The organism is Xanthobacter wiegelii (assembly GCF_043193855.2).
In the GTDB taxonomy this organism is placed as follows: Bacteria; Pseudomonadota; Alphaproteobacteria; order Rhizobiales; family Xanthobacteraceae; genus Xanthobacter; species Xanthobacter flavus_A.
Map to the genome: position 1 here is coordinate 1,892,265 of NZ_CM195529.1, position 23,890 is coordinate 1,916,154.

Sequence of the window (23,890 nt, forward strand, 5' to 3'; positions counted from 1 at the left end):
GCCTGTCATGACCCCTGCCGATTTCGCCGCGTCCATCCGCACCATCGAGAATTATCCCAAGCCAGGCATCCTGTTCCGCGACATCACCACCCTGCTCGGTGATGCCCGCGCCTTCCGCCGGGCGGTGGACGAACTGGTCCAGCCCTGGGCCGGCGCGAAGATCGACAAGGTGGCCGGTATCGAGGCCCGCGGCTTCATCCTCGGCGGGGCGGTGGCACATCAGCTCTCGGCCGGCTTCGTACCCATCCGCAAGAAGGGCAAGCTGCCCCATCAGACCGTGCGCATGGCCTACGCCCTCGAATATGGCGAGGACGAGATCGAGATGCATGTGGATGCCATCACGCCCGGCCAGCGGGTGCTTCTGGTGGACGATCTGATCGCCACCGGAGGCACCGCCACCGGGGCCGTAAAGCTGCTGCAGCAGTGCGGCGCGGTGGTGGAGGCGGCCTGCTTCATCGTCGATCTGCCGGACCTGGGCGGCGCGGAGAAGCTGCGCGGCCTCGGCGTCGCCGTGCGCACGCTGGTGGCTTTCGAGGGGCACTGATCAGCCCCGGCGGCGGGCTCAGATCAGCCGCAGGCCCTTGAGGCTCGCGTGGCCGTCCTTGCCGACGATGATGTGGTCATGCACCTCGATGCCGAGGGGCTTGGCCACGTCGATGATGCGGCGGGTCATGTCGATGTCGGCGCGCGAGGGGGTGGGGTCCCCAGACGGGTGGTTGTGGCAGAGGATGAGCGCCGAGGCCGAGACCTCCAGCGCCCGCTTCACCACCTCACGGGGATAGACCGGAGCGTGGTCCACGGTGCCGGTCTGCAACACCTCGTCGGCGATCAGCTGGTTGCGCTTGTCGAGGAACAGCACCCGCACCTGCTCGCGGTCGGCATAGGCCATGGCGGTGCGGCAATAATCGATCACCGCACTCCAGGACGAGAGCGCTGGCCGGCGCTTCACCTGGCCCTTGGCGAGGCGCTGGGCCGCCGCCTCCACCACCTTCAGCTCGGTGATGATGGCATCCTTCACGCCGGGCACCTCGCCCAGCAGATGCACCGGCGCGGCGACCACCTCTGCGAACGAGCCGAAGCGGTCGACGAGGGCCTTGGCGAGGGGCTTCACGTCCCGGCGCGGCACGGCGCGGAACAGCACCAGCTCCAGCAGTTCGTAATCCGCCAGCGCCAGCGCCCCGGCCGAGCGGAAGCGCGCGCGAAGCCGGTCGCGATGCCCATGGAAGTGGGGCGCCTCGTTCAGGCCGTCTTCCGGCGCTTCGGCCATCCGGCTCCCTCAGGCGGTGACGTAAGGCGGCTTGTGATAGCCCTTCGGGCTCAGGGTGAAGATCTCGACGCCGGTCTCCGTCACGCCCACCGCGTGCTCGAACTGGGCGGAGAGCGAACGGTCCCGCGTCACCGCGGTCCAGCCGTCGGAGAGCACCTTCACGTGCGGGCGGCCGAGGTTGATCATCGGCTCCACGGTGAAGATCATGCCGGGCACCAGCTTCGGCCCCTCGCCGCGGCGGCCCACATGCACGATGTTGGGCTCGTCGTGGAACACCTGGCCCACACCGTGGCCGCAGAAGTCGCGCACCACGCTCATGTGCTGCGGTTCCACGAACTCCTGGATGGCCGCGCCGATGTCGCCCACATGGGCGCCCGGACGGATGGCGCGTATGCCGCGCATCATCGCCTCATAGGTCACGTCCAGCAGCCGCTCAGCCCGGCGCGGGATGGCCCCCACTGCAAACATGCGGCTCGAATCGCCGTACCAGCCGTCGAGCACGAGGGTCACGTCCACGTTCACGATGTCGCCGTCGCGCAGCGGGCGGGCGTTCGGCATGCCGTGGCACACCACGTGATTGACCGAGGTGCAGACCGAATAACGGTAGCCACGGTACATCAGCGTTGCGGGATAGGCGCCATGGTCCATGGCGAAGTCGAAGATGAGCTGGTCGATGGCGCTGGTCGTCACGCCGGGCCCGATCATTTCCGATACGGCATCGAGCGCCTGAGCGGTCAGCGCGCCGGCCCGGCGCATGCCCTCGAAGCCTTGCGGCCCATAGAGCTTGATATGGCCGGTCTTGCGCAGCGGCGCATTCGCCGCCTCAACATAATTCATGACGCTGCCTTCGCGGACGGCGCGCGGAGCCGTCCCGTTCCTTAGGATACAGACTACACAATTAGTCCTTGCCGGCGTCAAAGCAAGCTCGGCCGTTGCGGCGGCCCTTTGGGCGCATGCATTTCGGCGGGTTTGCAGCGATTTCACGCGGCCGGGGGGAGCCCTTAAGATCGCGCGGTTCGAATCGCGAAGAGCACCATGTCCATTCGCCGCCTGCCGCCCATCCTTATCGACCGCATCGCCGCCGGCGAGGTGGTGGAGCGGCCGGCTGCGGTGGTGAAGGAACTGGTGGAGAACGCACTCGATGCCGGGGCGCGCAGCATCGAGGTGGTGATCCAGGGCGGCGGCCGGCGCCTCGTGCGCATCACCGACGACGGGTCGGGCATGGGGCCGGACGATCTCGCTCTGTGCGTGGAGCGCCACGCCACCTCCAAGCTCTCCGGCGAGGACCTTCTGGCCATCGCCACCCTCGGCTTCCGGGGCGAGGCGCTGCCCTCCATCGGCGCGGTGGCGCATCTTTCCATCGCCAGCCGCCCGCCGGGCGCTGACCACGCCTTCGAGGTGCGGGTGGATGGCGGGGTGGTCACGCCGCCCCGCCCTGCGGCGCTGGGGGGCGGAACGCGGGTGGAGGTGCGCGACCTGTTCTACGCCACGCCGGCCCGTCTCAAGTTCCTGAAATCCGATCGCGCGGAAGCTGCTGCTGCGGCGGACGTGGTGCGGCGCCTCGCGCTGGCCCGACCCGACGTGGCCTTCACCCTCGCCACCGACGAGCGCGCGCCGGTGACCTTCCCGGCTCGCCCTGACGACGAGGCCGGCCGGGCGCAACGGCTCGCCGACGTGCTCGGTGCCGACGCCGGTCGCAATGTGATCGCCGTGTCCGGCCTGCGGGAGGGCGTGCGGCTCGATGGCCTCGCCGGCCTGCCGACCTTCTCCAAGGCCAATTCGCTGAGCCAGTACCTGTTCGTGAACGGTCGCCCGGTGCGCGACAAGCTGCTGATGGGCGCGGTGCGCGCGGCCTATGCGGACCTGCTGCCGTCCGATCGCTACCCGGTTCTGGCCCTGTTCTTCACCCTCGATCCGCGCGATGTGGACGTGAACGTCCATCCCGCCAAGACCGAGGTGCGGTTCCGCGATGGCGGCAACGTGCGGGCGCTCATCGTGCGCACGCTCTCCGATGCGCTCGCCGCCCGCATCCCCTCCACTGCCGCCACCATGGCGGACCGTCTCGTGGCACTGGCGCAAACGCCCACGCTGCCGCCCCGCGCTGCCTCCGGTCTCGCCGAACCCGAGCGCGGCGGGGCCTTCGCCGGCTTCCGGCCGGCGCCACGGCTCGATTACGACTGGCGCCAGTCGCCGGCCCGGCCCGAGGCTTTCCGCTCCAGTGAAGAGCAGGTGCGCCTCGAGATCGCCGAGCCGTCGGCCGATGCGCGGGCCGATGCCGCGCCCGTCTCTGCCGTCGATCTCGACCGGCCGCTGGGGGCGGCCCGCGCGCAATTGCACGAGACCTATATCGTTGCCCAGACCCGCGAGGGGCTGGTCCTCATCGACCAGCATGCCGCCCATGAGCGCCTCGTCTACGAGAAGCTCAAGGCCGCCATGGAGCGCGATGGCGTAGCGCGGCAGGGGCTGCTGATCCCGGCCGTGGTGGACCTCGACCCCGCCGACGCCGACCGCCTCACCGACCGGGCCGCCGACCTTGCGGCGCTGGGCCTGGTGCTGGAGCCGTTCGGCCCCGGTGCGGTGCTGGTGCGGGAGGTGCCGGCTGTGCTGAAGGATGCGGACGTGACCCGCCTCGTCACCGACCTCGCCGAGCACGCGGCCGAATGGGACGATGCCTTGCCGCTGGAGCGGCGCCTGCTGCATGTGGCCGCCACCATGGCCTGCCACGGCTCGGTGCGGGCGGGGCGGCGGCTTCGGGTGGAGGAGATGAACGCGCTGCTGCGGGAGATGGAGCAGACGCCCAATGCCGGCGAGTGCAACCACGGCCGGCCGACCTTCGTCACGCTTTCGCTGAAGGACGTGGAGAAGCTGTTCGCGCGGCGCTAGGGAGCCGCCGTCATCCCACGGATGGTCCGGGGGCTCCACTCATCCGATGGTCCTGCTCTGACAGGATGCACGCCGGACCAAGCCCAAGCGTGGATCGCCCGCACAAGGCGGGCGATGACGGCCATTAGGAAAGGCAGGGCAGAAACCCGCCCGCCTCAGGCCTTCTTCAGGAGCTTCTGCAGGTCGCGCCGGATCAGTTCGTTGCCGGCAACGATGTGGCCGTTGTCCAGCATCTTGTCGCCGTCGTCCATGTCGGAGACATAGCCGCCCGCCTCGCGCACCATGATGATGCCGGCCGCCATGTCCCACGGCGACAGGTTGCGCTCCCAGAAGGCGTCGAAGCGGCCGGCGGCGGTCCAGGCGAGGTCGATGGCGGCGGAGCCGGTGCGGCGGAGGCCCGAAACCTGCGGCTGTACCAGCTCGAGCTCGCGGTTGAACTGGTCATGGTTGCCGCGGCCCATGTGGGGCAGGCCGCAGCACACGACGCAATCGGCAAGCTTGCGCCGCGCAGCGACGCGGATGCGCCGCTCGTTGAGATAGGCGCCCTGGCCGCTCTCGGCCACGTAAAGCTCGTCGCTGACGGGATTGTAGATGACGCCCGCCACCGGCACGCCGTTGCGCACCAGCGCCAGCGAGATGGAGAAGATCGGGATGCCGTGCAGGAAGTTGGTGGTGCCGTCGAGGGGATCGACCACCCAGGTGTTGGCCGGGTCCGTGCCCTCCACCGCGCCGCGCTCTTCCATCAGGAAGCCGTAGTTGGGACGGGCGCGGGAGAGTTCGGCGAAGATGGTGTCCTCGGCCTTGCGGTCGGCGGCAGAAACGAAATCGCCGGGACCCTTCATGGAGACCTGAAGCTGCTCCACCTCGCCGAAATCGCGGGCGAGCGTGCGCCCGGCCTTGCGGACGGCCTGGACCATGACGGTGATGAGGGGCGAGCGGATCATGAAAAACCTGACGTGAGGCCGAAAGCCGGCGCGCCCGTCGCCGGGGCAGCGGGCAGGGAAGAGGGGTTGGACCTGCGTTTGCCCGCCTTGGCTCCCCTCGTCAAGGCGCGTTCAGCCGCGCCCCAAGAGAAGTTGGAGGTAGCCAGCTAATCTTAGGAGCGCAGCGGAGACCACGCCGGATCCGACCCGTAGCTCGGGGTCGGCAGGCGCTGCTCGTTGTAGCCGGTCACATCGACCGTATAGAGCGAGGGGCCGGAGGCGCCGCCCGGATCGCGGAAGAACATGAGCACGCGGCCGTTGGGGCAGAAGGTCGGCCCCTCATTGTGATAGCCCTCGGTGAGGACCCGCTCGCCCGAGCCGTCGGTGCGCATCACGCCGATAGCGAAACGACCATCGCCTTGGCGGGTAAATGCGATCCAATCGCCTTTGGGTGACCAGACTGGCGTCGAATAGCGGGCGTTTCCGAAAGAGATACGCTTCGCGCCGGACCCGTCCGCGTTCATCACATAGATCTGGGAGGTGCCGCCCCGGTCGCTCTCGAAGCAGATCTGCCGCCCGTCCGGCGAATAGCATGGGGCGGTATCGATGGCCGCCGTATCGGTCAGGCGGGTTGTCGCGCGCGAGCGCAGGTCCATGACGAAGATGTTCGAGTTGCCGCCCTGCTGGAGGCTCAGGATCACCTTCTGCCCGTCCGGCGCGAAGCGGGGCGCGAAGCTCATGCCGGGGAAATTGCCGACGATCTCCCGCTGGCCGGTCTCGATGTTCAGCAGGAATACGCGCGGATCACCCTGCCCGTAGGACATGTAGGTGATTTCCTGGCTGGTGGGCGAGAAGCGCGGGGTCAGCACCAGGCTGTCGCCGCGGGTGAGATAGCTCACGTTGGCGCCATCCTGGTCCATGATGGCGAGGCGCTTGATGCGGCGTTCCTTCGGCCCGCTCTCGTCCACGAAGACGATGCGGGTATCGAAATAGCCCTTCTCGCCGGTCATCTTCTCATAGATGGCATCGGCGACGATGTGGGCGATGCGTCGCCAGTTCTCCGGCTGCGCCACGAACTGCTGGGCGGCGAGTTGCTGCCCGGCGAACACGTCCCACAGGCGGAACACCACCTGCACGCGCCCGTCCGCCTGCCGGGTGACGCGGCCGGTGAGCAGCGCCTGGGCGTTGATGACGCGCCAGTCCTGGAAGCGCGGGGTGTCGGGATTGGTGATCTGCTCGACGAACGCCTTCGGATCGATGGGCGCGAACAGGCCGCAGCGGCGCAGGTCCGAGGTGATGACGCCGGAGATGTTGCGCCCGAGTTCCGGCTCGCCCAGCAGGTCGGTGATGGCGATGGGGATGGGCTTGAAGGCGCCGGGCGTGATCTCGATGCGGCCCTGCGCGTGGGCGGGGCCGAAGCCGCCCAGCATCCCGGCGGCGCCGGCGGCCATGCCGGTCCTCAGGAAGGCGCGGCGGCCGAGGCCGCGCGTGAGCGCGCCGGCGGCGTCAGCCTCATCGAGTGGGCGCTGGAAGGCTTCCGGGCGTCCGGACCGCGTCATTTTATCCTCGTTCTTTCGGGTCACGCCGCGCCCGAGGGGCCGGCGGCGCGGGCCGCCGGGGGCGCCAGCCTGTTATTGGGTAAAGAGCTTGTCGCTGAGGGTGATGCCCAGCGTCTTCCACGAAGAAGCGTATTTCTCGGGTTGGAACATCGTGTAGGGCTGGCACTGGATGATCGCCCGGATGCCGATGCTCGCCACCGCCTGGAAGGCCGGGTTGCCCGCATTCGCCTGTCCCGGAACGATCCGGGGCTGCGCCGACAGGGTGCCGTCCTTGTTGAAGAAGATGTCCACGTCCACCGGGGGCGGCGCGGTGAGATTGCCAGGCATCGTGCCCCAGCACGTCTTCAGGCGGCGCTTGAAGGCGTCGATCTCATTGATGCTGAGGGTCGCCGCCTGTCCGCTCGGTGCGCCGATGGAGGAGGTGTTCGAAATCTCGCCCGCGCTGGCCACCTGGCGGGTGGGCGTGCGCTTGTCGATCAATTCCTTGATCTGGTCGGTATTGAACTCCCGCGAGGGCGCGTTGGCCTCGATGGGCTTGGGCTGCTCGCGCGGCGGCGCGGGCTTGCGCGGGGGCAGGGGCGGGGCGGCCTCCGCCTTGGCCTGCTCCTGCGGCTGCTCCTGCTTCTTCGGCTCGTTCTTCAGCGCCACCTCCGCCGTTTCCTTGGGCGGCGGCGCCTGCTCTGCCTTGGGGGGCGTCGGCTGCTCGGCCTTCTGCGGGGGCGGGGGCGGCGGAGGCGGGGGCGGAGCGGTGGCCTCGACCGGCGGCTTCTCGCTGGCCTTGAGCTTGGGATCCTCGATTGGCGTCGGCGCGGCGACCTTCTCGGCCACCTGCTTCGGCTTCTCGGACTTCTGCCCGTTCAGCGCGCCTCGGGTCAGCTTGGTGTATTCGGAGGAGGTAATAACGTCGACGGGAATGTCCTGCATCATCGGGTCAAGCGGCTTCGCCCCGGAGAAGGTCACCAGGGTGAGGACGAGAACGCCCACATGGAGCGCCGTCGATGCTGCGAGGCTGCTGCGCATGGGGTTGATGGTTCAGCCTCCCTGCTCGACCTCGGTGACCAGCGCCACCTTCTTGAAACCTGCCCCCGACAGGCGGCCCATGACCCGCATGATCTGCCCGTAATTGGCGTTCTTGTCGCCGCGCACGAAGATGCGCTCCTCGAAGCCCCCGCGCGCCTGCGTCACCGCCTGCAACTTCGAGACCAGATCCTCGTACTTGATCTCGCTGTCGCCCAGATAGATCTGGCCGTTGGGCCGCACCGAGAGGGTGATCGGGTCCTTGTTCTCCTGGTTCACCGCGCTCGCCTGCGTCTGCGGCAGGTCGATGGGAACGCCCACCGTCAGCAGCGGCGCCGCCACCATGAAGATGATGAGCAGCACCAGCATGACGTCCACCATGGGCGTCACGTTGATCTCGGCCATCACCGGCGGCGCGCGACGGCGCGAGCGCCGGCTCTGCCATCCTGCCGCCCCTCCGCCCGACATGCCCATGATTCAGCCCCGCTCGTCGATCTGGCGCGAGAGGATGGCGGAGAACTCGTCCGCAAAACCCTCCAGACGCTGGGCCTGTCGCCCGACCTGGGAAATGAACTTGTTGTAGAAAATCGTCGCGGGAATGGCGGCAATGAGGCCCACCGCGGTCGCGAAGAGCGCCTCCGCGATGCCCGGCGCCACCACGGCGAGCGAGGTGTTCTTGGAGGCGGCGATGGACTGGAACGAGGTCATGATGCCCCAGACCGTGCCGAACAGGCCGACGAAGGGGCCGGCGGAACCGACGGTCGCCAGCACCAGCAGGCCGGTCTCCAGGCGCTCCACCTCGCGGGCGATGGTGACGTTCATCACCTTGTCGATGCGCTGGTTGAGGCCGGCGAGGGAGCGGGCGCCGCCCTCGTAGGTGCGCTTCCACTCGCGCATCGCCGCGACGAAGATGGCGGCCATGCCGTGATTGGAGCGGCCCGCCAGGGTGCGATAGAGGTCTTCGAGGCTCTGGCCGGACCAGAACACCTGCTCGAAGCGGTCCATCTCGCGCTTGTTGCGCGAGAACAGCATCCATTTGTTGATGACGATGGCCCAGACCCAGATCGAGGACACGATCAGGCCGATCATCACCAGCTTGACGACGATGTGGGCCTGCAGGAACAGGCCGAGGAAGGAGAAGTCCGCGGCCGGCGGCGCTGCCGCGCTGCCGATCGGATCCTGGGCGAGGGCGGGCAGGGTACCGAGCAGGAGAAGGCCCGCCGCCGCGGCGATCGCCGGCGTCAGGCGGGAAACGGTGCCGGTGCGGCTCGTCACATCAATCATCCTCGGCTCCGCGGCGCGCTCCCCCGGGAGGCCCGCTTCTGCGCTCGGGAGGGGCTGCCCCGCCCGAAGCATCCGGCTCCCGCTCCGGCTCAAGGCCGCGCGGGTTTCGAGCACCGGACGTCGCATTCAAAGTTTGACGGCCCTTTGAACGGGCGAAACTGTCCAAACTTTGACGGGCGTGCCGGTCTACGCTGCGGTGCGAAGGCGCCGCAACCGGATGAAGCTGTGCATGAACACGCTTAATGCTGCGTTAGCGCAACGCCGTAGAACGCGGGAAAACGCCGGATGACGTAGCGTTAGCGGCGGATTTCGCCGAGCGCCTCCGCCTCCCGCGCGTCGGCGAGCGTTGCCTGTCGCAGGGAATCAGGGATGCGCTTGGCGCGCCCCTCGGACACGAAGGCCACGCGCACGGTGGCGGAGACGAGCAGTTCATCTCCCCGCTTTACCTGCTGAAGCAAAGTGATGGACGCGCCCGCGACATCTTTCGAGAGAGTGACGATCTGCAGCACGTCGTCGATGCGCGCGGGTTTCAGAAAGTCGATCTGCATGGCGCGGACGACGAAGTGAAAGCCGGGCGCCTCCTCGGCCGCCTGGGCGAAGAGTTCGCCCTGCACCACGCCCAGCAGCCGCATGTAGTCCGAGCGGCCACGCTCCATGAAGCGCAGATAGTTGGCGTGATAGACGATGCCGGAGAAATCCGTGTCCTCGTAATAGACGCGCACGTCCAGCGCATGGCCGCCGGGAATGAGACGGCCGGCGAGATGGAGGCTCGTATCGGACGGGGAGGGTGTCGGGCGGTCAATCATGGCGCCTCCCATAAACGAGACCGCGCCCCTTGTGAACAAAGGGCGCGGTTCGGCCGATACGGAACCTGGGGGGCGTTGGCGACCGTACCGACGTTCGTGACCGGCGTTACGTCAGCAACGGTCAGCCGTTGCTGGTGGTGTCCGGCTGCGGCTCGTTGGCGCGGCGGCGGCGGTCGGCCATGAACTGGTCGAACTCGGCCTTGTCCTTGGCCTGACGCAGACGCTCAAGGAAGTCGCGGAAGTCCTTCTGCTCTTCCTCAAGGCGGCGCAGCGTGTCCTGGCGATACTCATCGAACGCCCGGTTGCCGCTGGAGGGAGCCGAACGGGTCCAGCATCCAAAGCCCTTCATCGTCTCTCCTCCCTGTTCCTGCCAGCGGGCAAAGCTGCGCTTGCCACATCCGAACCGTCCACTGCCGATGGCGAAGGCGAGGATCGCGAGGCCCAACGGCCACCAGGCCATGAAGCCCAGCACCGTGAGCGCGATCCACGCCGGTTTACCGTAGCTGTCGAGCTTGTAAGCGAGCTCCATGGCTGTCGTTCCCGGTTAATGTAAATAACATTCACATAGATAGGGGCGAGGGGGGCTTTTGTCAATGGCGCTCCTGCGGCGCCTCACGCGTCGGGCGCGCCGAGGCCTTTCAGATAGACGAGGAATCCGGCCTCAAGAAGGTCGTCCGGATCCATGGGCAGCTTGCGCCGGCCACCATCGGCGCGGCCGAACAGCGAGGCAATGCCATGGGCGAGGGACCAACAATGCAGGGCCACCATCAGCGCCGGCGGGCGCCCGGGGCCGGGCATGTGAGAGACCAGAACTTCCGCGGCTTCCCGCAGTACACCGAACGCCTTGTCCCCGGCCTGCTTCAAACCCTCGTGACGGTCGGGGGAGAGGCCGGATTCGAACATGGCCACATATTCGGCCGGCCGGCTGCGGGCGAAGGCGAGATAGGCGCGGCCGACCCGCTCGAACGCTTCCGAGGCCTTGGGGCGCCCGCTTTGCCAGGCGGCCTGCAAGGTCTCGGTGAGCCGCTCGAATCCTGCGGTGGCAACAGCCGCGAGCAGTTCGTCCCGGTCGCGGAAATGGCGGTAGGGGGCGGCGGGGCTCACCCCCGCGCGTCGGGCCGCCTCGGCGAAGGTGAAGCCGGCGACGCCTTTCTCGGCCACGAGGTCGAGCGCGGCCTGCATCAGGGCTTCCCGCAGGTTGCCGTGATGGTAGGAGCGCGTTTCGCCGTTCCGGGTCCAGCTCATGTCAATGTGCTTTACATTTCGCGGAAGCTGCCGTCGAGTGTGGCGTCAACCGCCGCTCAGTCGCCTTCGTCGAACAGCGGCATCTGCTTCACGGACGGTGGTTCGGCGAGACCGAGATGACGGAAGGCGGCACCGGTCAGCATCCGCCCGCGCGGGGTCCGCTGGATGAAGCCCTGCTGCACAAGGAAGGGCTCGACGATTTCCTCGATGGCATCGCGCGGCTCCGAAAGGGCTGCGGCCAGCGTATCCACGCCCACTGGGCCGCCGCCGTAGAATTCAGCGATCACCGTTAGGTAGCGCCGGTCCATGGCATCGAGACCGGCGGCATCCACCTCAAGCGCAAGGAGGGCGCGGTCGGCGATCTTGCGGTCGATGCGCTCCGCCTCGGCCACCAGCGCGAAATCACGCACCCGCCGCAGCAGCCGCCCGGCGATGCGCGGGGTGCCGCGGGCGCGGCGGGCGATTTCGGTGGCACCGTCCGGCGCGATGGCGATGCCCATCACCCGCGCCCCGCGCACCACGATCTTCTCCAGTTCCTCCACCGTGTAGAACTGGAGCCGGACGGGAATGCCGAAGCGGTCGCGCAGCGGCGTGGTCAGCAGGCCGGAGCGGGTGGTGGCCCCCACCAGCGTGAATTTCGGCAGCGAGATCTTCACCGAACGGGCAGCGGGGCCCTCGCCGATCACGAGGTCGAGCTCGTAATCCTCCATGGCCGGATAGAGGATTTCCTCCACGGCCGGGGAGAGGCGGTGAATTTCGTCAATAAAGAGCACGTCGCGCTCTTCGAGATTGGTGAGGATGGCGGCCAGGTCGCCCGCCTTGGCGATCACCGGGCCGGAGGTGGAGCGGAAGCCCACGCCCATCTCGCGCGACATGATCTGCGCCAGCGTGGTCTTGCCGAGGCCGGGCGGCCCCACGAACAGCACATGGTCCAGAGCCTCGCCGCGTGCCCGCGCCGCCTTGATGAAGATTTCCAGATTGGCGCGCGCCTGCGCCTGACCCACGAACTCCGACAGGAGCTGCGGGCGCAGGGTGGAATCGGCGGCATCATCGCCGCGCTTTTCGCCGGAGAGGAGGCGGGTGTTCATGACGAGAGCCTTGCGCGCCTCGGGACCAGCGACTCGCGCGACTGTAGTGCCTGCCGGCCGGGTACGGAAGGGGAACGGACCGGCCCGGCGTGATCTGGATTAATGCGGGCGCGAGCCGCACGTGGAAACCTGCCGCCTTCAGTTCAGGAGGTCGCCATGGGCCGTGCCATGAAGGAGCTTCCGCTCGCGGAGGTCTACAAGCTGATCGAGCCGGGGCCGGTGGTCCTGCTCACGACGGCGGCGCGGGGGCGGGCCAACGTCATGGCCATGTCCTGGCACATGATGGTGGAGTTCACCCCGCCGCTCATCGCCTGCATCGTCTCCTCCGCCGATTTCAGCTTCGGGGCACTGCGTACCACGAAGGAATGCGTCATCGCCATTCCCGCCGTGGCGCTGGCGGAGAAGGTGGTGGCCGTGGGCAACTGCTCCGGCGAAGAGGTGGACAAGTTCTCCACCGTCGGGCTCACGCCCGTTCCTGCGGCGCTGGTTCAGGCGCCGCTGGTGGCGGAGTGCTTCGCCAACCTTGAATGCCGCGTAGTGGAGACGCGGCTCGTGAACCGCTTCAACCTGTTCGTGCTGGAAGTGGTGAAGGCGTGGCGTGACCCGGCGCAGAAGGCGCCGCGCACCATCCACCATCGCGGCTACGGCACCTTCTCGGTCGATGGCGAAGAACTGAAGATCGCCTCGCGCATGCCCTGAGCCGCCTACTTGGCCAGTTCCTTGAGCCCGAGCCGGATCAGCGTCTCGGTCTTCGCATCCTCCCCCGCGCTGCGCAGAGCGGCGGCGATGGCGGTGTTGGCCTGCGGCGCCCCATAGCCGAGATTGACGAGCGCGGACACCGCATCCGCCGCCGCGCCACCGGCGACCGGGGCCGCGGCCGCGGCGCCGCCGAGGTCGGCGAGGGAGACCGAGCCGGTGCCGAAGCCCGGCATCTTGTCCTTCAGCTCGGTGACGATACGGGTCGCCACCCGGGGGCCGACGCCCGGAGCGCGCGCGACGGTCGTCTTGTCGCCCAGCGCGATGGCCTGCGTCAGCTCGGAGGCGCTGAGCGTGGAAAGCACCGCCAGCGCCGTCTTGGTGCCGATGCCCTGCACCCCCTGCAGCAGCCGGAACCAGTCCCGCTCCGCCGCCGAGGCGAAGCCGAACAGGCGGATGGCGTCTTCCCGCACATGGGTCTCGATGAACAGGGCCGCCGCCTCGCCGGCCCTTGGCAAGGCCGAGAGCGTGCGGCCGGAGCAGTGGACGAGATAGCCGACGCCGTGCACGTCGATGATGGCGTGGTCCTCGTTGAGTTCGTCCACCACGCCCTTGAGCTTGCCGATCATGTGCGACCCTTCAGCCCGTGGCTGCGATGAAAAAGACGAAGGTGGCCAGCGCCCCGAGGCCGGTGCGCACCATATGCAACTGCCCCCAGTTGGCGATGAGGCGGCGGGTGTCCGGCCCCGCCTCCTCCTCCCGCGCGCCCATCAGCGCCCGGTTGGTGGGCATGATGCCGACCATCGTGAACGGCCAGTTGGCGAGCATCAGCACCGCGCCGGCGAGCCAGCGCCAGTCGTCATCGGTGGCAAAGGCTGCGCCGCCGAGCAGCGCGCCGACCAGCGCGAGGGTTGCCTGCATGGCGAAGCCGCGCCGGTAGGCCGGCTTCCATTGGGCGAGCGCCGCGCCGTCCGGCAGCATCAGCCGCGCCGGCTGCTCGACCGCATTGATATAGAAGGCGGCGCCGGTGAAGACGGCCGCCGTCACGAGCGCCAGTTGTCCATAGATCATGGCGAACATCCCTGAGGGCCGCCGGCGAGCTTACAGCGCCGCGCGCGCGCGCGCAGCCGCGCCGCGATGATGCGCATGGGTGATGGCGATGGCGAGCGCGTCGGCGGCGTCGTCGGTCTCGGGCGTCGCCTTGGGCAAGAGGATGCCGATCATCATCCGCACCTGCGCCTTCTCGGCCCGGCCGGCGCCGACCACGCTCTTCTTCACCAGCAGCGGAGCGTACTCCGCCACCGGAAGGCCCATCTGTGCGGGCGCCAGCATGACGACCCCGCGCGCCTGGCCGAGCTTCAGGGTCGAGGACGGGTTCATATTCACGAACGTCTCTTCCACCGCCGCCTCGGCCGGGGCGAAGCGCAGGAGCACGTCAACCAGCCCGCGATGCAGGGCGGCAAGCCGCTCGGCCATCTCGCCCGTCTCGGGCGGCAGGATGGTGCCGCAGGCGACGAAGGACAGCCGCGAGCCCAGCACGTCGATGACGCCCCAGCCCGTGCGGCGCAGGCCGGGGTCGAGGCCGAGGATGCGAATCGCGTTCAGGTTCATGGCGGGAAGGTGCGCCACCGGCCGGGCGGGGGAAAGGGGATGCCGTAGACCGGCATCCCGCGCCGCGCGGTCAGCGGGTGGTGCCGGCGGAGCTTGCGACGCGGGTCGCGGCCTTGGACGGGGCGGCGTTGGCCACCACGTCCGCGGGCTGCTCCTGCCACTCGGGCTTGACCGTCACCATGTTGGCGGCGGCCACCGGCGTCGCGGGAACGAAGGTGGCGGACGCCTGCTGCGCCTTGGCCAGCCAGGCGGAATCCGCGTCGCGACTCAGGATGTCGCGCTTGCGGGCGCTGTCCTCGTCGCCCTGACGGGCAGCGAGATCGAGCCACTTCCACGCTTCCGCCGCATCGGCGCTCACGCCGAGGCCACGGGCGTAGATGACGCCCAGATTGTACTGGCTGTCGCGATGCCCGAGGTCGGCGGCGGCGCGGAACCACCTGAGCGCGCCGGCCCAGTCCGGCTGGCCGTTGAGGCCGGGCAGGGTGCCTTCCGACAGGAGCATGGCGAGCGCGTGCATGGCCCGCACGTTCCCCTGTTCTGCCGCCCAGGTGTAGAAGCGCCGCGCTTCGCCCATGTCCTTGCCGGCGGACTCATAGAGCGCGCCGAGCCGGAGCGCGGCGAGGGCGGAGCCGCGCTGCACCGCATAGCCGAGCCATTTGGTGGCGGCGTCGAGGTCCGCGTCCGTCCCGCGTCCTTCCGCATAGCGGCCGGCGACGAGGAAGGCGGCCGCCGGATCTCCCGCGCGGGCGGCGATCTGCAAAGCGGACGGCCCGATGGCCGGCGGCAGCTCGGTGGGGGAGACCCCGGCGACGGCTGGCGCGGCCAGCCGGCGGAGCGTATCCGTCAGGCTCGTGACAAGCTCGGGACCGCTGCGCACGGCCATGCCCACGCTGAGGCCGGTGAAGACGGTGGTCGCGCCGGCGATGAGCGCCACCATGGCGATGTGACGGCGCCGCGCGAACAAGCTGGCGAAGACGCTTGCCCCTTGAGGGCGGCGCTCCCGGGTCTTTTCGGTTTTCCGGCTGCGCTTTTCGACGCGGGGACGCTCTTCGTCCGTCTCCTTGGCCGAGGATGGGGGGGTACCCCAGTCGACGCGCCGGTTCGGACGGGGCCACGGAACGTCGCCCGCCGCCGCACGCAGGGCGCTCTCCAGAGGATCGACCTCCGTTGCGGCAACGTGGGCGTCGGCGGCGTGAGGTTGAGCGGATTGGGGTTCGGCGGCGTAAGGTTGCGGATGGGGCGCTGCGGCTTCGGTTTGCGAGAGCGTCGCCTCCTCGAAGAACGGTTCCCGGTAATATCCGGCCGCCTGATCCGTGACATCCCGATACGCAGCGTCCTCATCGTCGCCGTCGTGCGCCCGCGCGGGAGCTGTGCGCGGGGCATAGGTGCCGTCACCCGCCTGGGCGAGGGAGACGGAGATACCTTCGAGCTGCTGTTCAAGCTCGGCGCCATAAAGCTCGCCGGCCCGGCGCTCCATCTCGTCCTGACGCGCCTCAAGGGCGGCAAGCCCGCGCTTCAGCCCGAGCACGGCGGCGCCGTCCGGATGGTCAGACACCTTGGCGGCCACGGCCGAGGCGGCCTCGGAGGCGACGGAGCGCGTATCCTCGCGCACGTGGCGTACTTCCTCGCTCAGGCGGCGCAGGCCTGATTCGATATCGTCCAGCCGACCGAGCCGCTCCTGGGCCTGGCGCAACTGCTCGGAGAGGCCGGACAGGTGACGCTCCATCGTGTCGACGATGGGGTGGTCCGCCCTGCCGCTTTCCTCGGCCGCGGTCAGGCGTGCCGCGAGGGCGCCGAGCCGCTGGGAGATTTCAAGGCCAAGCGCGGGCGAGACGCTCGCCGCCTGGTCGGCGATCTGTCCGGACATGCGGTCGAGCCGCGCCTGGACGCCGTTCACGGCTTCGAGGAGCGAGGACCGAAGGTGCTCTGTCGCCTGCGCATCGTCAGCGCGGCCGCGCGCCTCGACCTCGGCGAAGCGCTGTAGCAGGGCATCGGCATTGCGCTCGAAATCGACGGCCGCATCGGTGACCCGCCGCGCCGCCTGCTCGCCGGCGAGGGCGACACCCTCGGCGCAGGCCGCGAGGCGCTGGGCGAGCTTGGCCATGGCGTCCTGGCCCTGGCCACCGCTGACGAGGCGCTGCACCAGTTCGCGCATCTCGTTCATCTGGCTCTGCAGGCGGGCGACCTCAACCGGGTCCACCGCGCGGGCGCCGAGCAGCTCGATCTTGCGACCGAGGGCATCGATGCCCGATTCGACCACCTTGAAGCGCTCGGTGGACCGCTCGTTGCGGCCCATCTGGCCGAGGCTGTCGCGGATGGAAGTGAGCTCGGCGAGGATCGCCTGATCCGAACCGTCGCGGGTCGCGCCGGCTTCCCGAAGGTCGTCCACACGGCGCGCAAGAAGCGTGATCGCGCGGTCCATCTCGGTCACGGCGCGCTTGGGCGCAGCCGTCGCGAGACGTTCCCGCAGAATGCCGATTTCACCCCGCAGGGCCTCGATCGCCGACGCGGGAAGATCAAAGACGTCCCATGCGGGGACGTCGGGGTGATCGGCCTGCGCATGGGGATCGAAGCCATGGTGGGCCTCGAAGCCTGCGCGCGTCCGGGCCGTGCGCTCAAAACGCTCCATTCCGGCCTCCCGGGGCGACAAATGACTTTGAGGTGTCAAAGTACCGCGCCCCGATTCGGTGATGTCTTCGGCACAGAATTTCGGATCAAGGTAAATCGCCGGTTAATCCTGCGGCCAAAGACGGAAGAGGGGTCGAGCGCCATTCGTTCGCCGGCAGGGCGTTACAGGCCGGAAATACAATCAAGGAGTGTGTTCAAGCTCCGCCTTCAGGGTCGTTTAGCGTGCCGCTACGGACACCTAACCAGCGTCGCACCCGCCGCAGCGGCAACTTGAGGACGTTGGATGCCATGGCGAGGGCCCTGAACGTGCCCCATCTAACTATCTGAGTTTGCAGACTTGTAACTGTTACTTTCCCCTACGGTAGCCCCGAGAACCTCCCCATCGTGCCGGCATGGCGGTACGCATAGTGGCGCAGCGGCACCTCGTGATCCGGCTTGGGTCATCCAGCCCACCCGAGAGAGCCGGTTCCGTCCCCGGGGGAACGCACTCAGGTGCGTGGGGGCGCTGCGTCCATAAGCACGTCGTTACCGGCCCCCCGTCCGCGCCAGGACGGGATCGAGATAAGGGGAATTGAGGCATGGACGCCAACACGTTCGAGAAGTCGTTCGACCACGGGCTGGACACCGTCGCTCCGGCGCAGGCTCACCCGGCTGGTGAGGGCTATCGCGAGGCCGTGGTCTTCACGATCGGCGACCTCTCCCGCGAGTTCGGGATCACCCTGCGGGCCCTGCGCTTCTACGAGGACAAGGGCCTGATTTCGCCCCGCCGCGACGGCATGACCCGGCTCTATTCCGAAACCGATCGCAAGCGTCTGGCGGTGATCCTGAAGGGCAAGCACCTCGGCTTCACCCTGGCGGAGATCCGGGCGCTGGTGGCGGCCCATGAGGGCGGCGAGAGCGAGCTTTCCCTGTCGCGCGATCGCTGCCTGTCGCAGATCGCCCAGCTGGAGCGTCAGCGCGGCGAGATCGACACCGCCATCTCCGAGCTGAAGTCCATGGCCCTGGCTTTCGCGGCCTGAGCTGGACGGAGGCGGCGCAGGCCGCCTCTGGACATTTCGAATGGAAAACGCCCGGTCTTGCCGGGCGTTCGATCTCAAAGCGGGCGCGGGATCAGGCGCTCAGCTTCGCCAGCAAGGCATCGGACAGCTCGAAATTGGCGGTGACGGTCTGCACGTCGTCATTGTCCTCGAGCGTCTCGACGAGGCGCATGAGCTTCTCGCCGGTCTCGTCGTCCACCGCCACGGAATTCTGTGGCCGCCACACCAGCGCCGCCTTGCTCGGCTCGCCGAACTTCTGCTCCAGCGCCCGCTGCACCTCGGCCAGTTGCTCGGCTGCGCAGATCACCTCGTGGCCGTCCTCGCTGGAGGTCACGTCATCGGCGCCGGCCTCGATGGCCGCTTCCATCATGGTGTCGGCATCCGCCTTGTTGGCGGCATATTCGATGCGCCCCACCCGGTCGAACATGAAGGACACCGCGCCGGTCTCGGCGAGGTTGCCGCCCGACTTGGTGAAATAGGAGCGGACTTCGGAGGCAGTCCGGTTGCGGTTGTCGGTGAGCGCCTCGACGATCACGGCGACGCCGCCGGGGCCGTAGCCCTCATAGCGAATCTCGTCGTAATTCTCGGTGTCCGCCCCGGCCGCCTTCTTGATGGCCCGGTCGATGTTGTCCTTGGGCATGTTCTCGGCGCGGGCCGCAAGGATGGCGGCGCGCAGGCGCGCGTTCATGTTGGGATCGGGCAGGCCCATCTTGGCCGAGACCGTGATCTCGCGCGCCAGCTTGGAGAACAGCTTGGAGCGCATCGCGTCCTGCCGCCCCTTGCGGTGCATGATGTTCTTGAATTGTGAATGCCCGGCCATGGCCGCCACCGTCCCGTTGTGCGGACCCGCCCCGCGCCCCGCATCAGCGGCGCCGCCCGGACCGATCCTGTTGACTGGAGCGGGCCTTATAGGCGGGCCAAAGGGAAAAGGGCAAGGAAGCGGGTGCAGCATAACGATGCCACGCTTCTTCTACCGCTAAGGCAGGGGCTCAATCCCAGAAGGTCGGCCGCGACGGTTCCAGTCCCGCGCCCATGCGCACGGCCGCCACCTTCACCGCAAGGCCGGTGCGGTCGTCGGTCTCGACCGCGACGCCGGAGAGCGCGGCCGGTCCTGCCGCCGGCTCGAACCGGCCGGACGCGAGCTTGCGGGTGAAGCGCCGCAGCGGCTCCTCCTTGTCCATGCCGATCACCCCATCGTAGGCGCCGCACATGCCGGCGTCGGTCATGTAGGCCGTGCCGCCGGAGAGAATGCGGTAATCGGCGGTGGGGACGTGGGTGTGGGTGCCCACCACGAGGGAGGCGCGGCCGTCGCAGAAATGGCCGATCGCCTGTTTCTCGCTGGTGGTCTCGGCGTGCACATCCACCACCACGGCATCCACCATCTCGCCCAGCGTGGCGCCGTCCAGCGCCCTGTCGAGGCCGGCGAAGGGATCGTCCAGCGGATCCATGAAGACGCGGCCCATCACGTTGACCACCAGCACGCGGGCGCCGTTGCGCGCCTCCACCAGAGCGGCCCCGCGTCCGGGCGTGCCGGGCGGATAATTCAGCGGCCGCACCAAAGCCGGAGCGCGCTCGATGAACACCAGGGCCTCGCGCTGGTCGAAGGCGTGGTTGCCGAGGGTGATGGCATCGGCGCCGGCGGCGCGCAGTTCGTCATGGATCGCCTCGGTAATGCCGAAGCCGCCGGCGGCATTCTCGCCGTTCACCACAACGAGATCGAGAGACCATTGGGCGACGAGGCCCGGCAAATGCGACACGACGCATTCGCGGCCCGAGCGGCCGACGACGTCGCCAAGAAACAGAATGCGCATGAACTCTTCCGGCAACACGAACGAAGGGCAGCGGGCGTGCGTCAGGGCCGCGCCGTCACGCTGAAAGCTTCCCTCTCCGTTATCATCATGTCCACCGGCTCGTCATGGGGTTCAGCGGATACCTTTTCGACCTCCTGGCACGCAAAAGCATAGCCCAGCGCCCGCACGGGACGCTCGGCGCGCAGCCGGGCGAGGGTGCGGTCGTAGAAGCCAGCCCCGTAGCCGATCCGGTAGCCTCTGCGGTCGAAGGCGGCGAGGGGCACCATCAGGATGTCCGGTATGACCGCGCCGGCCTCCTCCGGCGGCTCCGGAATGCGGAAGGCGCCAGCCGGCGTAAGCACGTCGTCGGCACGCCACCGCCGGAAGAGCAGGGGCTCGCCGCGCCCGAGGATGACAGGTAAAGCGAGCAGCGCGCCGCGGGCCCGCAGCTTTTCGGCCAGGGGGGCGGTGTCGATCTCGTCGCGGAAGGCACAGAAGAGTGCGATGGTGCGGCCCGTCACGTCGCCCAGCGCGGCGACGGCATTGAGGGCCGCGGCCTCGGACGCAGCGCGGCGGGCATTCTCGCCCATCGCCGCGCGCCGGCCGAGGGCGACGAGGCGCAGGCGTTTCTTTTCGCCAGCCAGCGTCGCGCCGGCCGCATCTGCGGAGGCCATGTCAATCTGAACGCGTCGATGGAAAGAAGAGTGCGGAGCCACAAAAGCCGTCGGAGGTCGATCCCGGGAAACCTACAGCGTAGGTGGGCGCCGTGTGTCCAAGCCCAGAGGCGAGGTCAGGGACAGCTCCCTTAAGGATCGATAAGGCCCCGGGGAAAAGTCTCCTAACGAGCCCCGCAGCCCCGCCTCACCAATGTAGGGACGAAAGCGGTTGGGCGCCAGCCCCTTCGATCCGGCGCCTCAGCCCATCCCCACCGTTCCGCGCTCCTTCGGCGCGAGTTCGGCCACCAGGCGCTCGATGCGCTCGGCCACCGCATCGATGGTGCGGGCGACCTCCTCCTCGCTGGCCTCGATGCGGGCCATGGCGGAGGCGCGGGCGTCGCGCTGGCTCTCGATGTCGCTTTCCAGCGCCCGGATGCGCCCGCGCGCCCCGGCCAGCTCGTCGGCGATGGTGATGGCGGCCATCACGACGAGCCGCTGGTCGCCGATCTCGCCGAACGCGCCGCGCAGCTGGGTAATGCGCTCGTCGATATCGCGGGCGAGGCGGATGAGGTGCTCCTCTTGCCCCTCGTCGCAGGCCATCCTGTATTGCCGGCCCGCGATGGTGACGGAGACGTGAGGCATCTCGTCAGCCGCCGTGGGTCGCGAGCACGTCGCGGATGGTGCTCATGGCCACGTCGAGGCGGCGGATGATCTCGCGGCCGGCTTCCTCGACCTCGCCGGCCTCCGCCTGCGCCACGTCCAGCTCGGCGGCGAGCCGGGCGCGGTCGTTCCCGAGGGCGTGCAGCTGGGCCAGCAGCGCCTCCTGATGGCGATCAGCATCGCGCCGGCGATCGATGGCGTCGGTGAGCGCATCGAGCGCGGCGTGGAGGCGCCGGGTCGACGCCTCGATGGGGGCATCCTGCAGCGGCGGGCGTTGCTTCAGCGCGTACATGAGCGAACTTTAGCCGAGTCGGCCGGGCAGCGGAACGCCGCTCGTTCCAGTCTGTCAACATGAATGCGATGGCGTCGGGTGGCAACCTGCAACCCCTGCCTGCAAGGTCGATCTGTGGCACGCCTCGGCGCATGGCATTGTTGCGTTGCCGCGACGATGCGGCGCGGGCGGCGGGGCGGGCGCTGGCTTGACGTGAGGGGACGGGGCAGGTTTGACAGCGCGGCGAGCCTTGGTACAAGGCGCCTCGAAGGCTAGGGTCCATCGGTTCGGACAGGGGCTGAAGCCCGTTCCGCCGCCTTGGACCATGTCCCCCCTGAGTGCCTCTAGCCGGCCGGCTGCCCAGAGCGCCGGCACCGGAGAAACGGGAATATGTCCAGCCGCATAAGCGACCGCTCCACGAGTCACGACCGATTGGCCAATGCCATCCGGTTTCTCTCAATGGATGCGGTCGAGGCCGCGAACAGCGGTCACCCGGGCCTGCCCATGGGCGCGGCGGATATTGCGACCGTGCTGTTCACCAAGGTGCTGAAGTACGATGCCTCCCGCCCGTTCTGGCCGGATCGCGACCGCTTCGTGCTCTCCGCCGGCCATGGGTCCATGCTGCTCTATTCGGTGATGCACCTCGCCGGATACGAGAAGGTGACCATCGACGAGATCAAGCGCTTCCGCCAGATGGGCTCTCTCACGCCCGGCCACCCCGAGAATTTCGTCACCGAGGGCATCGAGACCACCACCGGCCCGCTCGGGCAGGGCATCGCCACCGCCGTGGGCATGGCCATGGCTGAGCGCCTGCTCGCCGCCCGCTTCGGCGCGGACGTCGTGGATCATTACACCTACGTCCTCGCCTCCGATGGCGACCTGATGGAGGGCATCAGCCAGGAGGCGGCCGATCTCGCCGGCCACCTGAAGCTGTCCAAGCTCATCGTCATGTGGGACGACAACAAGATCTCCATCGACGGCCCCACCTCCATCTCCGGCTCGACCGACCAGCTCGCGCGCTTCGCCGCGTCCGGCTGGGCCACGGCGTCGGTGGACGGGCATGATCCCGAGGCGATCCTCGCAGCCCTTACGGCCGCCAAGGCCTCCGACCGTCCGACCCTGATCGCCTGCCGCACCACCATCGGCTTCGGCTCCCCCAAGAAGGCGGGGTCCGAGAAGGTCCACGGCTCGCCGCTGGGCGCCGAGGAGATCGCCGCCACCCGCGCCGCCCTCGGCTGGGAAGCGCCGGCCTTCGTGGTGCCGGAGGACGCACTCGCCGGCTGGCGCGCGGCTGGTGCCGCCGGTCGCGCTGCCCGCGAGGCCTGGGACACCCGCCTCGCGGCCCGCCCGGCCGAGGAGCGCAGCGAGTTCGAGCGCCGGGTCGCCGGCACGCTGCCCCAGGCCCTGGAAGGTGCCATCGTTGCCGCCAAGGAGAAGGCGGTGAAGGACGGCGGTGCGATCGCCACCCGCAAGTCGTCCGAGCTGGTGCTGGACTTCATCACCCAGGCAGTGCCCGAGATGGTGGGCGGCTCCGCCGATCTCACCGGCTCGAACAACACCAAGGCCAAGGGCGCCAAGTCCGTGACGCCGGACGACTTTTCCGGCTCGTTCATCCATTACGGCGTGCGCGAGCACGGCATGGCCGCGGCCATGAACGGCATGGCGCTGCACAGGGGGCTCATCCCGTTCTCCGGCGGCTTCATGGTGTTCTCGGACTATTGCCGCCCCTCCATCCGCCTTGCGGCCCTGATGGGGGAGCGGGTCATCCACGTGCTCACCCACGATTCCATCGGCTTGGGCGAAGACGGCCCCACCCACCAGCCGGTGGAGCACCTCGCCGCCCTGCGCGCCATTCCCAATCTCCTCGTGATGCGTCCCTGCGACACGGTGGAGACAGCGGAATGCTGGCAGATTGCGCTACAGTCCACGGACAGGCCCTCGGCGCTCATCCTGTCGCGCCAGAACCTGCCGCTGCTGCGCTCCGATGCCACCGCCGAGAACCGGTCGGCGGAGGGCGCTTACGAAATCCTCGCTGCGTCCGGGCCGGCGCAGGCGAGCCTGTTCGCCACCGGCTCGGAAGTGTCCTTGGCGGTGGAAGCCGCCAAGCTGTTGGAGGCGCAGGGTGTACCCACCCGCGTCGTCTCCATCCCCTCGTTCGAACTGTTCCTCGAAAGGCCTGCCGCAGAGCGGGCAAAGGTGATCGGGGACGCTCCGGCCAAGGTCGCGGTTGAGGCCGCGATCCGCATGGGGTGGGACGCCATCGTCGGTTCGGATGCCGCCTTCGTGGGAATGACCTCGTTCGGCGCCAGCGCGCCCGCAAAGGAGCTTTTCGCCCATTTCGGCATTACTGCCCAGGCGGTCGCGGCGCGCGCGCTCGACCAGCTCCGGCAGGCCTGAGGTTCGGCGCACGGCGGGCGCGAAGGAACGGCGTCGCGGATCATCCGCAGGCGCCCATCTCAATTCAGCGAG

General features: G+C 68.7%; 25 protein-coding genes and 1 other RNA gene. 5 read left to right on the forward strand and 21 right to left on the reverse strand.

The window, feature by feature from the left end:
- Positions 1-7: 7 nt before the first annotated feature.
- Positions 8-544 carry an adenine phosphoribosyltransferase gene (locus V5F63_RS08690; protein ID WP_209488662.1) on the forward strand — a complete coding sequence of 179 codons (537 nt, stop codon included), beginning with the start codon at positions 8-10 and terminating at the stop codon, positions 542-544.
- Positions 545-562: 18 nt separating this feature from the next.
- On the opposite strand, the gene radC is transcribed toward V5F63_RS08690, so the two are convergent.
- Both radC and map read right to left on the reverse strand, forming a co-directional pair.
- Positions 563-1,267, reverse strand: a complete 705-nt coding sequence (gene radC, locus V5F63_RS08695) for a RadC family protein (protein ID WP_209488663.1) — start codon at positions 1,265-1,267, stop codon at positions 563-565.
- A gap of 9 nt (positions 1,268-1,276) precedes the next feature.
- Positions 1,277-2,104 carry a type I methionyl aminopeptidase gene (gene map / locus V5F63_RS08700; RefSeq protein ID WP_209488664.1) on the reverse strand — a complete coding sequence of 276 codons (828 nt, stop codon included), beginning with the start codon at positions 2,102-2,104 and terminating at the stop codon, positions 1,277-1,279.
- Between the two features lie 198 nt (positions 2,105-2,302).
- Here map and mutL point away from each other — a divergent pair, with 198 nt between their 5' ends.
- Complete coding sequence (mutL, locus tag V5F63_RS08705) at positions 2,303-4,150, forward strand: DNA mismatch repair endonuclease MutL (RefSeq protein WP_394102195.1); 1,848 nt, start codon at positions 2,303-2,305, stop codon at positions 4,148-4,150.
- A 155-nt stretch (positions 4,151-4,305) separates the two neighbouring features.
- Here mutL and V5F63_RS08710 read toward each other — a convergent pair whose 3' ends face one another.
- From V5F63_RS08710 to ruvB, 9 genes are all read right to left on the reverse strand, one after another.
- Positions 4,306-5,094: an inositol monophosphatase family protein gene (locus V5F63_RS08710; protein ID WP_394029417.1), complete on the reverse strand. Its 789-nt coding sequence runs from the start codon at positions 5,092-5,094 to the stop codon at positions 4,306-4,308.
- Positions 5,095-5,246: 152 nt separating this feature from the next.
- Positions 5,247-6,524: a Tol-Pal system beta propeller repeat protein TolB gene (gene tolB, locus V5F63_RS08715; RefSeq protein ID WP_245328042.1), complete on the reverse strand. Its 1,278-nt coding sequence runs from the start codon at positions 6,522-6,524 to the stop codon at positions 5,247-5,249.
- Between the two features lie 180 nt (positions 6,525-6,704).
- On the reverse strand, positions 6,705-7,652 hold the full coding sequence (gene tolA, locus V5F63_RS08720) for a cell envelope integrity protein TolA (RefSeq protein ID WP_394029416.1): 948 nt from the start codon (positions 7,650-7,652) through the stop codon (positions 6,705-6,707).
- A gap of 12 nt (positions 7,653-7,664) precedes the next feature.
- Positions 7,665-8,123: a protein TolR gene (tolR, locus tag V5F63_RS08725; RefSeq protein ID WP_209488668.1), complete on the reverse strand. Its 459-nt coding sequence runs from the start codon at positions 8,121-8,123 to the stop codon at positions 7,665-7,667.
- A 3-nt stretch (positions 8,124-8,126) separates the two neighbouring features.
- Positions 8,127-8,933, reverse strand: a complete 807-nt coding sequence (tolQ, locus tag V5F63_RS08730; RefSeq protein ID WP_209488669.1) for a protein TolQ — start codon at positions 8,931-8,933, stop codon at positions 8,127-8,129.
- A gap of 296 nt (positions 8,934-9,229) precedes the next feature.
- Positions 9,230-9,739 (reverse strand): tol-pal system-associated acyl-CoA thioesterase, encoded by a 510-nt coding sequence (gene ybgC / locus V5F63_RS08735; RefSeq protein ID WP_209488670.1) that lies wholly within the window; start codon positions 9,737-9,739, stop codon positions 9,230-9,232.
- A gap of 121 nt (positions 9,740-9,860) precedes the next feature.
- On the reverse strand, positions 9,861-10,268 hold the full coding sequence (locus V5F63_RS08740; protein ID WP_394102196.1) for a DUF2852 domain-containing protein: 408 nt from the start codon (positions 10,266-10,268) through the stop codon (positions 9,861-9,863).
- Between the two features lie 83 nt (positions 10,269-10,351).
- Positions 10,352-10,984, reverse strand: a complete 633-nt coding sequence (locus tag V5F63_RS08745; RefSeq protein ID WP_394029412.1) for a TetR/AcrR family transcriptional regulator — start codon at positions 10,982-10,984, stop codon at positions 10,352-10,354.
- Positions 10,985-11,040: 56 nt separating this feature from the next.
- Positions 11,041-12,072, reverse strand: coding sequence for a Holliday junction branch migration DNA helicase RuvB (gene ruvB, locus V5F63_RS08750; protein WP_029557872.1), 1,032 nt, complete (start codon positions 12,070-12,072; stop codon positions 11,041-11,043).
- A gap of 168 nt (positions 12,073-12,240) precedes the next feature.
- Here ruvB and V5F63_RS08755 point away from each other — a divergent pair, with 168 nt between their 5' ends.
- Positions 12,241-12,771: a flavin reductase family protein gene (locus V5F63_RS08755; protein WP_209490418.1), complete on the forward strand. Its 531-nt coding sequence runs from the start codon at positions 12,241-12,243 to the stop codon at positions 12,769-12,771.
- 5 nt (positions 12,772-12,776) lie between these two features.
- Here the strand turns inward: V5F63_RS08755 and ruvA are convergent, their stop codons facing one another.
- From ruvA to V5F63_RS08775, 4 genes are all read right to left on the reverse strand, one after another.
- Entirely contained in the window at positions 12,777-13,397 is a 621-nt protein-coding gene (ruvA, locus tag V5F63_RS08760; protein ID WP_394029410.1) for a Holliday junction branch migration protein RuvA, read from the reverse strand.
- Positions 13,398-13,407: 10 nt separating this feature from the next.
- On the reverse strand, positions 13,408-13,839 hold the full coding sequence (locus V5F63_RS08765) for an anthrone oxygenase family protein (RefSeq protein WP_394029409.1): 432 nt from the start codon (positions 13,837-13,839) through the stop codon (positions 13,408-13,410).
- A 30-nt stretch (positions 13,840-13,869) separates the two neighbouring features.
- Positions 13,870-14,379: a crossover junction endodeoxyribonuclease RuvC gene (gene ruvC, locus V5F63_RS08770; protein WP_209488675.1), complete on the reverse strand. Its 510-nt coding sequence runs from the start codon at positions 14,377-14,379 to the stop codon at positions 13,870-13,872.
- A gap of 70 nt (positions 14,380-14,449) precedes the next feature.
- Positions 14,450-17,008, reverse strand: coding sequence for an SEL1-like repeat protein (locus V5F63_RS08775; RefSeq protein ID WP_394102197.1), 2,559 nt, complete (start codon positions 17,006-17,008; stop codon positions 14,450-14,452).
- Positions 17,009-17,585: 577 nt separating this feature from the next.
- Between V5F63_RS08775 and V5F63_RS08780 the strand changes: the two genes are divergently transcribed.
- Positions 17,586-18,026, forward strand: coding sequence for a MerR family transcriptional regulator (locus tag V5F63_RS08780; RefSeq protein ID WP_209488677.1), 441 nt, complete (start codon positions 17,586-17,588; stop codon positions 18,024-18,026).
- A gap of 91 nt (positions 18,027-18,117) precedes the next feature.
- On the opposite strand, the gene V5F63_RS08785 is transcribed toward V5F63_RS08780, so the two are convergent.
- From V5F63_RS08785 to V5F63_RS08810, 6 genes are all read right to left on the reverse strand, one after another.
- Positions 18,118-18,864 carry a YebC/PmpR family DNA-binding transcriptional regulator gene (locus V5F63_RS08785; RefSeq protein ID WP_394029406.1) on the reverse strand — a complete coding sequence of 249 codons (747 nt, stop codon included), beginning with the start codon at positions 18,862-18,864 and terminating at the stop codon, positions 18,118-18,120.
- A gap of 169 nt (positions 18,865-19,033) precedes the next feature.
- Positions 19,034-19,855 carry a TIGR00282 family metallophosphoesterase gene (locus V5F63_RS08790; protein WP_394102198.1) on the reverse strand — a complete coding sequence of 274 codons (822 nt, stop codon included), beginning with the start codon at positions 19,853-19,855 and terminating at the stop codon, positions 19,034-19,036.
- A 41-nt stretch (positions 19,856-19,896) separates the two neighbouring features.
- The gene (locus V5F63_RS08795; RefSeq protein ID WP_394029404.1) at positions 19,897-20,508 is read right to left on the reverse strand and encodes a 5-formyltetrahydrofolate cyclo-ligase; all 612 of its coding nucleotides are present in this window, start codon (positions 20,506-20,508) and stop codon (positions 19,897-19,899) included.
- Between the two features lie 31 nt (positions 20,509-20,539).
- A non-coding RNA gene (gene ssrS / locus V5F63_RS08800) (6S RNA) lies at positions 20,540-20,694 on the reverse strand.
- 54 nt (positions 20,695-20,748) lie between these two features.
- The gene (locus tag V5F63_RS08805) at positions 20,749-21,132 is read right to left on the reverse strand and encodes a cell division protein ZapA (RefSeq protein ID WP_209488681.1); all 384 of its coding nucleotides are present in this window, start codon (positions 21,130-21,132) and stop codon (positions 20,749-20,751) included.
- 4 nt (positions 21,133-21,136) lie between these two features.
- The gene (locus V5F63_RS08810) at positions 21,137-21,442 is read right to left on the reverse strand and encodes a DUF4164 domain-containing protein (protein WP_209488682.1); all 306 of its coding nucleotides are present in this window, start codon (positions 21,440-21,442) and stop codon (positions 21,137-21,139) included.
- A 369-nt stretch (positions 21,443-21,811) separates the two neighbouring features.
- Between V5F63_RS08810 and tkt the strand changes: the two genes are divergently transcribed.
- Positions 21,812-23,818, forward strand: a complete 2,007-nt coding sequence (gene tkt / locus V5F63_RS08815; protein WP_394102199.1) for a transketolase — start codon at positions 21,812-21,814, stop codon at positions 23,816-23,818.
- Positions 23,819-23,890: the final 72 nt, after the last annotated feature.

What these genes read in the sequence shown, in the direction of transcription:
- map (WP_209488664.1), bottom strand. Translation starts at nt 2,104, where the DNA reads ATGAATTATGTTGAGGCGGCGAATGCGCCGCTGCGCAAGACCGGCCAT.
- tolQ (WP_209488669.1), bottom strand. Translation starts at nt 8,933, where the DNA reads ATGATTGATGTGACGAGCCGCACCGGCACCGTTTCCCGCCTGACGCCG.
- mutL (WP_394102195.1), top strand. Translation starts at nt 2,303, where the DNA reads ATGTCCATTCGCCGCCTGCCGCCCATCCTTATCGACCGCATCGCCGCC.
- V5F63_RS08795 (WP_394029404.1), bottom strand. Translation starts at nt 20,508, where the DNA reads ATGGCCTCCGCAGATGCGGCCGGCGCGACGCTGGCTGGCGAAAAGAAA.
- ruvB (WP_029557872.1), bottom strand. Translation starts at nt 12,072, where the DNA reads ATGAACACCCGCCTCCTCTCCGGCGAAAAGCGCGGCGATGATGCCGCC.
- tolR (WP_209488668.1), bottom strand. Translation starts at nt 8,123, where the DNA reads ATGGGCATGTCGGGCGGAGGGGCGGCAGGATGGCAGAGCCGGCGCTCG.
- V5F63_RS08690 (WP_209488662.1), top strand. Translation starts at nt 8, where the DNA reads ATGACCCCTGCCGATTTCGCCGCGTCCATCCGCACCATCGAGAATTAT.
- tolA (WP_394029416.1), bottom strand. Translation starts at nt 7,652, where the DNA reads ATGCGCAGCAGCCTCGCAGCATCGACGGCGCTCCATGTGGGCGTTCTC.
- V5F63_RS08775 (WP_394102197.1), bottom strand. Translation starts at nt 17,008, where the DNA reads ATGGAGCGTTTTGAGCGCACGGCCCGGACGCGCGCAGGCTTCGAGGCC.
- ybgC (WP_209488670.1), bottom strand. Translation starts at nt 9,739, where the DNA reads ATGATTGACCGCCCGACACCCTCCCCGTCCGATACGAGCCTCCATCTC.
- V5F63_RS08810 (WP_209488682.1), bottom strand. Translation starts at nt 21,442, where the DNA reads ATGTACGCGCTGAAGCAACGCCCGCCGCTGCAGGATGCCCCCATCGAG.
- V5F63_RS08805 (WP_209488681.1), bottom strand. Translation starts at nt 21,132, where the DNA reads ATGCCTCACGTCTCCGTCACCATCGCGGGCCGGCAATACAGGATGGCC.
- ruvA (WP_394029410.1), bottom strand. Translation starts at nt 13,397, where the DNA reads ATGATCGGCAAGCTCAAGGGCGTGGTGGACGAACTCAACGAGGACCAC.
- V5F63_RS08790 (WP_394102198.1), bottom strand. Translation starts at nt 19,855, where the DNA reads ATGCGCATTCTGTTTCTTGGCGACGTCGTCGGCCGCTCGGGCCGCGAA.
- V5F63_RS08745 (WP_394029412.1), bottom strand. Translation starts at nt 10,984, where the DNA reads ATGAGCTGGACCCGGAACGGCGAAACGCGCTCCTACCATCACGGCAAC.
- V5F63_RS08765 (WP_394029409.1), bottom strand. Translation starts at nt 13,839, where the DNA reads ATGATCTATGGACAACTGGCGCTCGTGACGGCGGCCGTCTTCACCGGC.
- V5F63_RS08785 (WP_394029406.1), bottom strand. Translation starts at nt 18,864, where the DNA reads ATGGCCGGGCATTCACAATTCAAGAACATCATGCACCGCAAGGGGCGG.
- tkt (WP_394102199.1), top strand. Translation starts at nt 21,812, where the DNA reads ATGTCCAGCCGCATAAGCGACCGCTCCACGAGTCACGACCGATTGGCC.
- V5F63_RS08740 (WP_394102196.1), bottom strand. Translation starts at nt 10,268, where the DNA reads ATGGAGCTCGCTTACAAGCTCGACAGCTACGGTAAACCGGCGTGGATC.
- V5F63_RS08780 (WP_209488677.1), top strand. Translation starts at nt 17,586, where the DNA reads ATGGACGCCAACACGTTCGAGAAGTCGTTCGACCACGGGCTGGACACC.
- tolB (WP_245328042.1), bottom strand. Translation starts at nt 6,524, where the DNA reads ATGGCCGCCGGCGCCGCCGGGATGCTGGGCGGCTTCGGCCCCGCCCAC.
- ruvC (WP_209488675.1), bottom strand. Translation starts at nt 14,379, where the DNA reads ATGAACCTGAACGCGATTCGCATCCTCGGCCTCGACCCCGGCCTGCGC.
- radC (WP_209488663.1), bottom strand. Translation starts at nt 1,267, where the DNA reads ATGGCCGAAGCGCCGGAAGACGGCCTGAACGAGGCGCCCCACTTCCAT.
- V5F63_RS08710 (WP_394029417.1), bottom strand. Translation starts at nt 5,094, where the DNA reads ATGATCCGCTCGCCCCTCATCACCGTCATGGTCCAGGCCGTCCGCAAG.
- V5F63_RS08755 (WP_209490418.1), top strand. Translation starts at nt 12,241, where the DNA reads ATGAAGGAGCTTCCGCTCGCGGAGGTCTACAAGCTGATCGAGCCGGGG.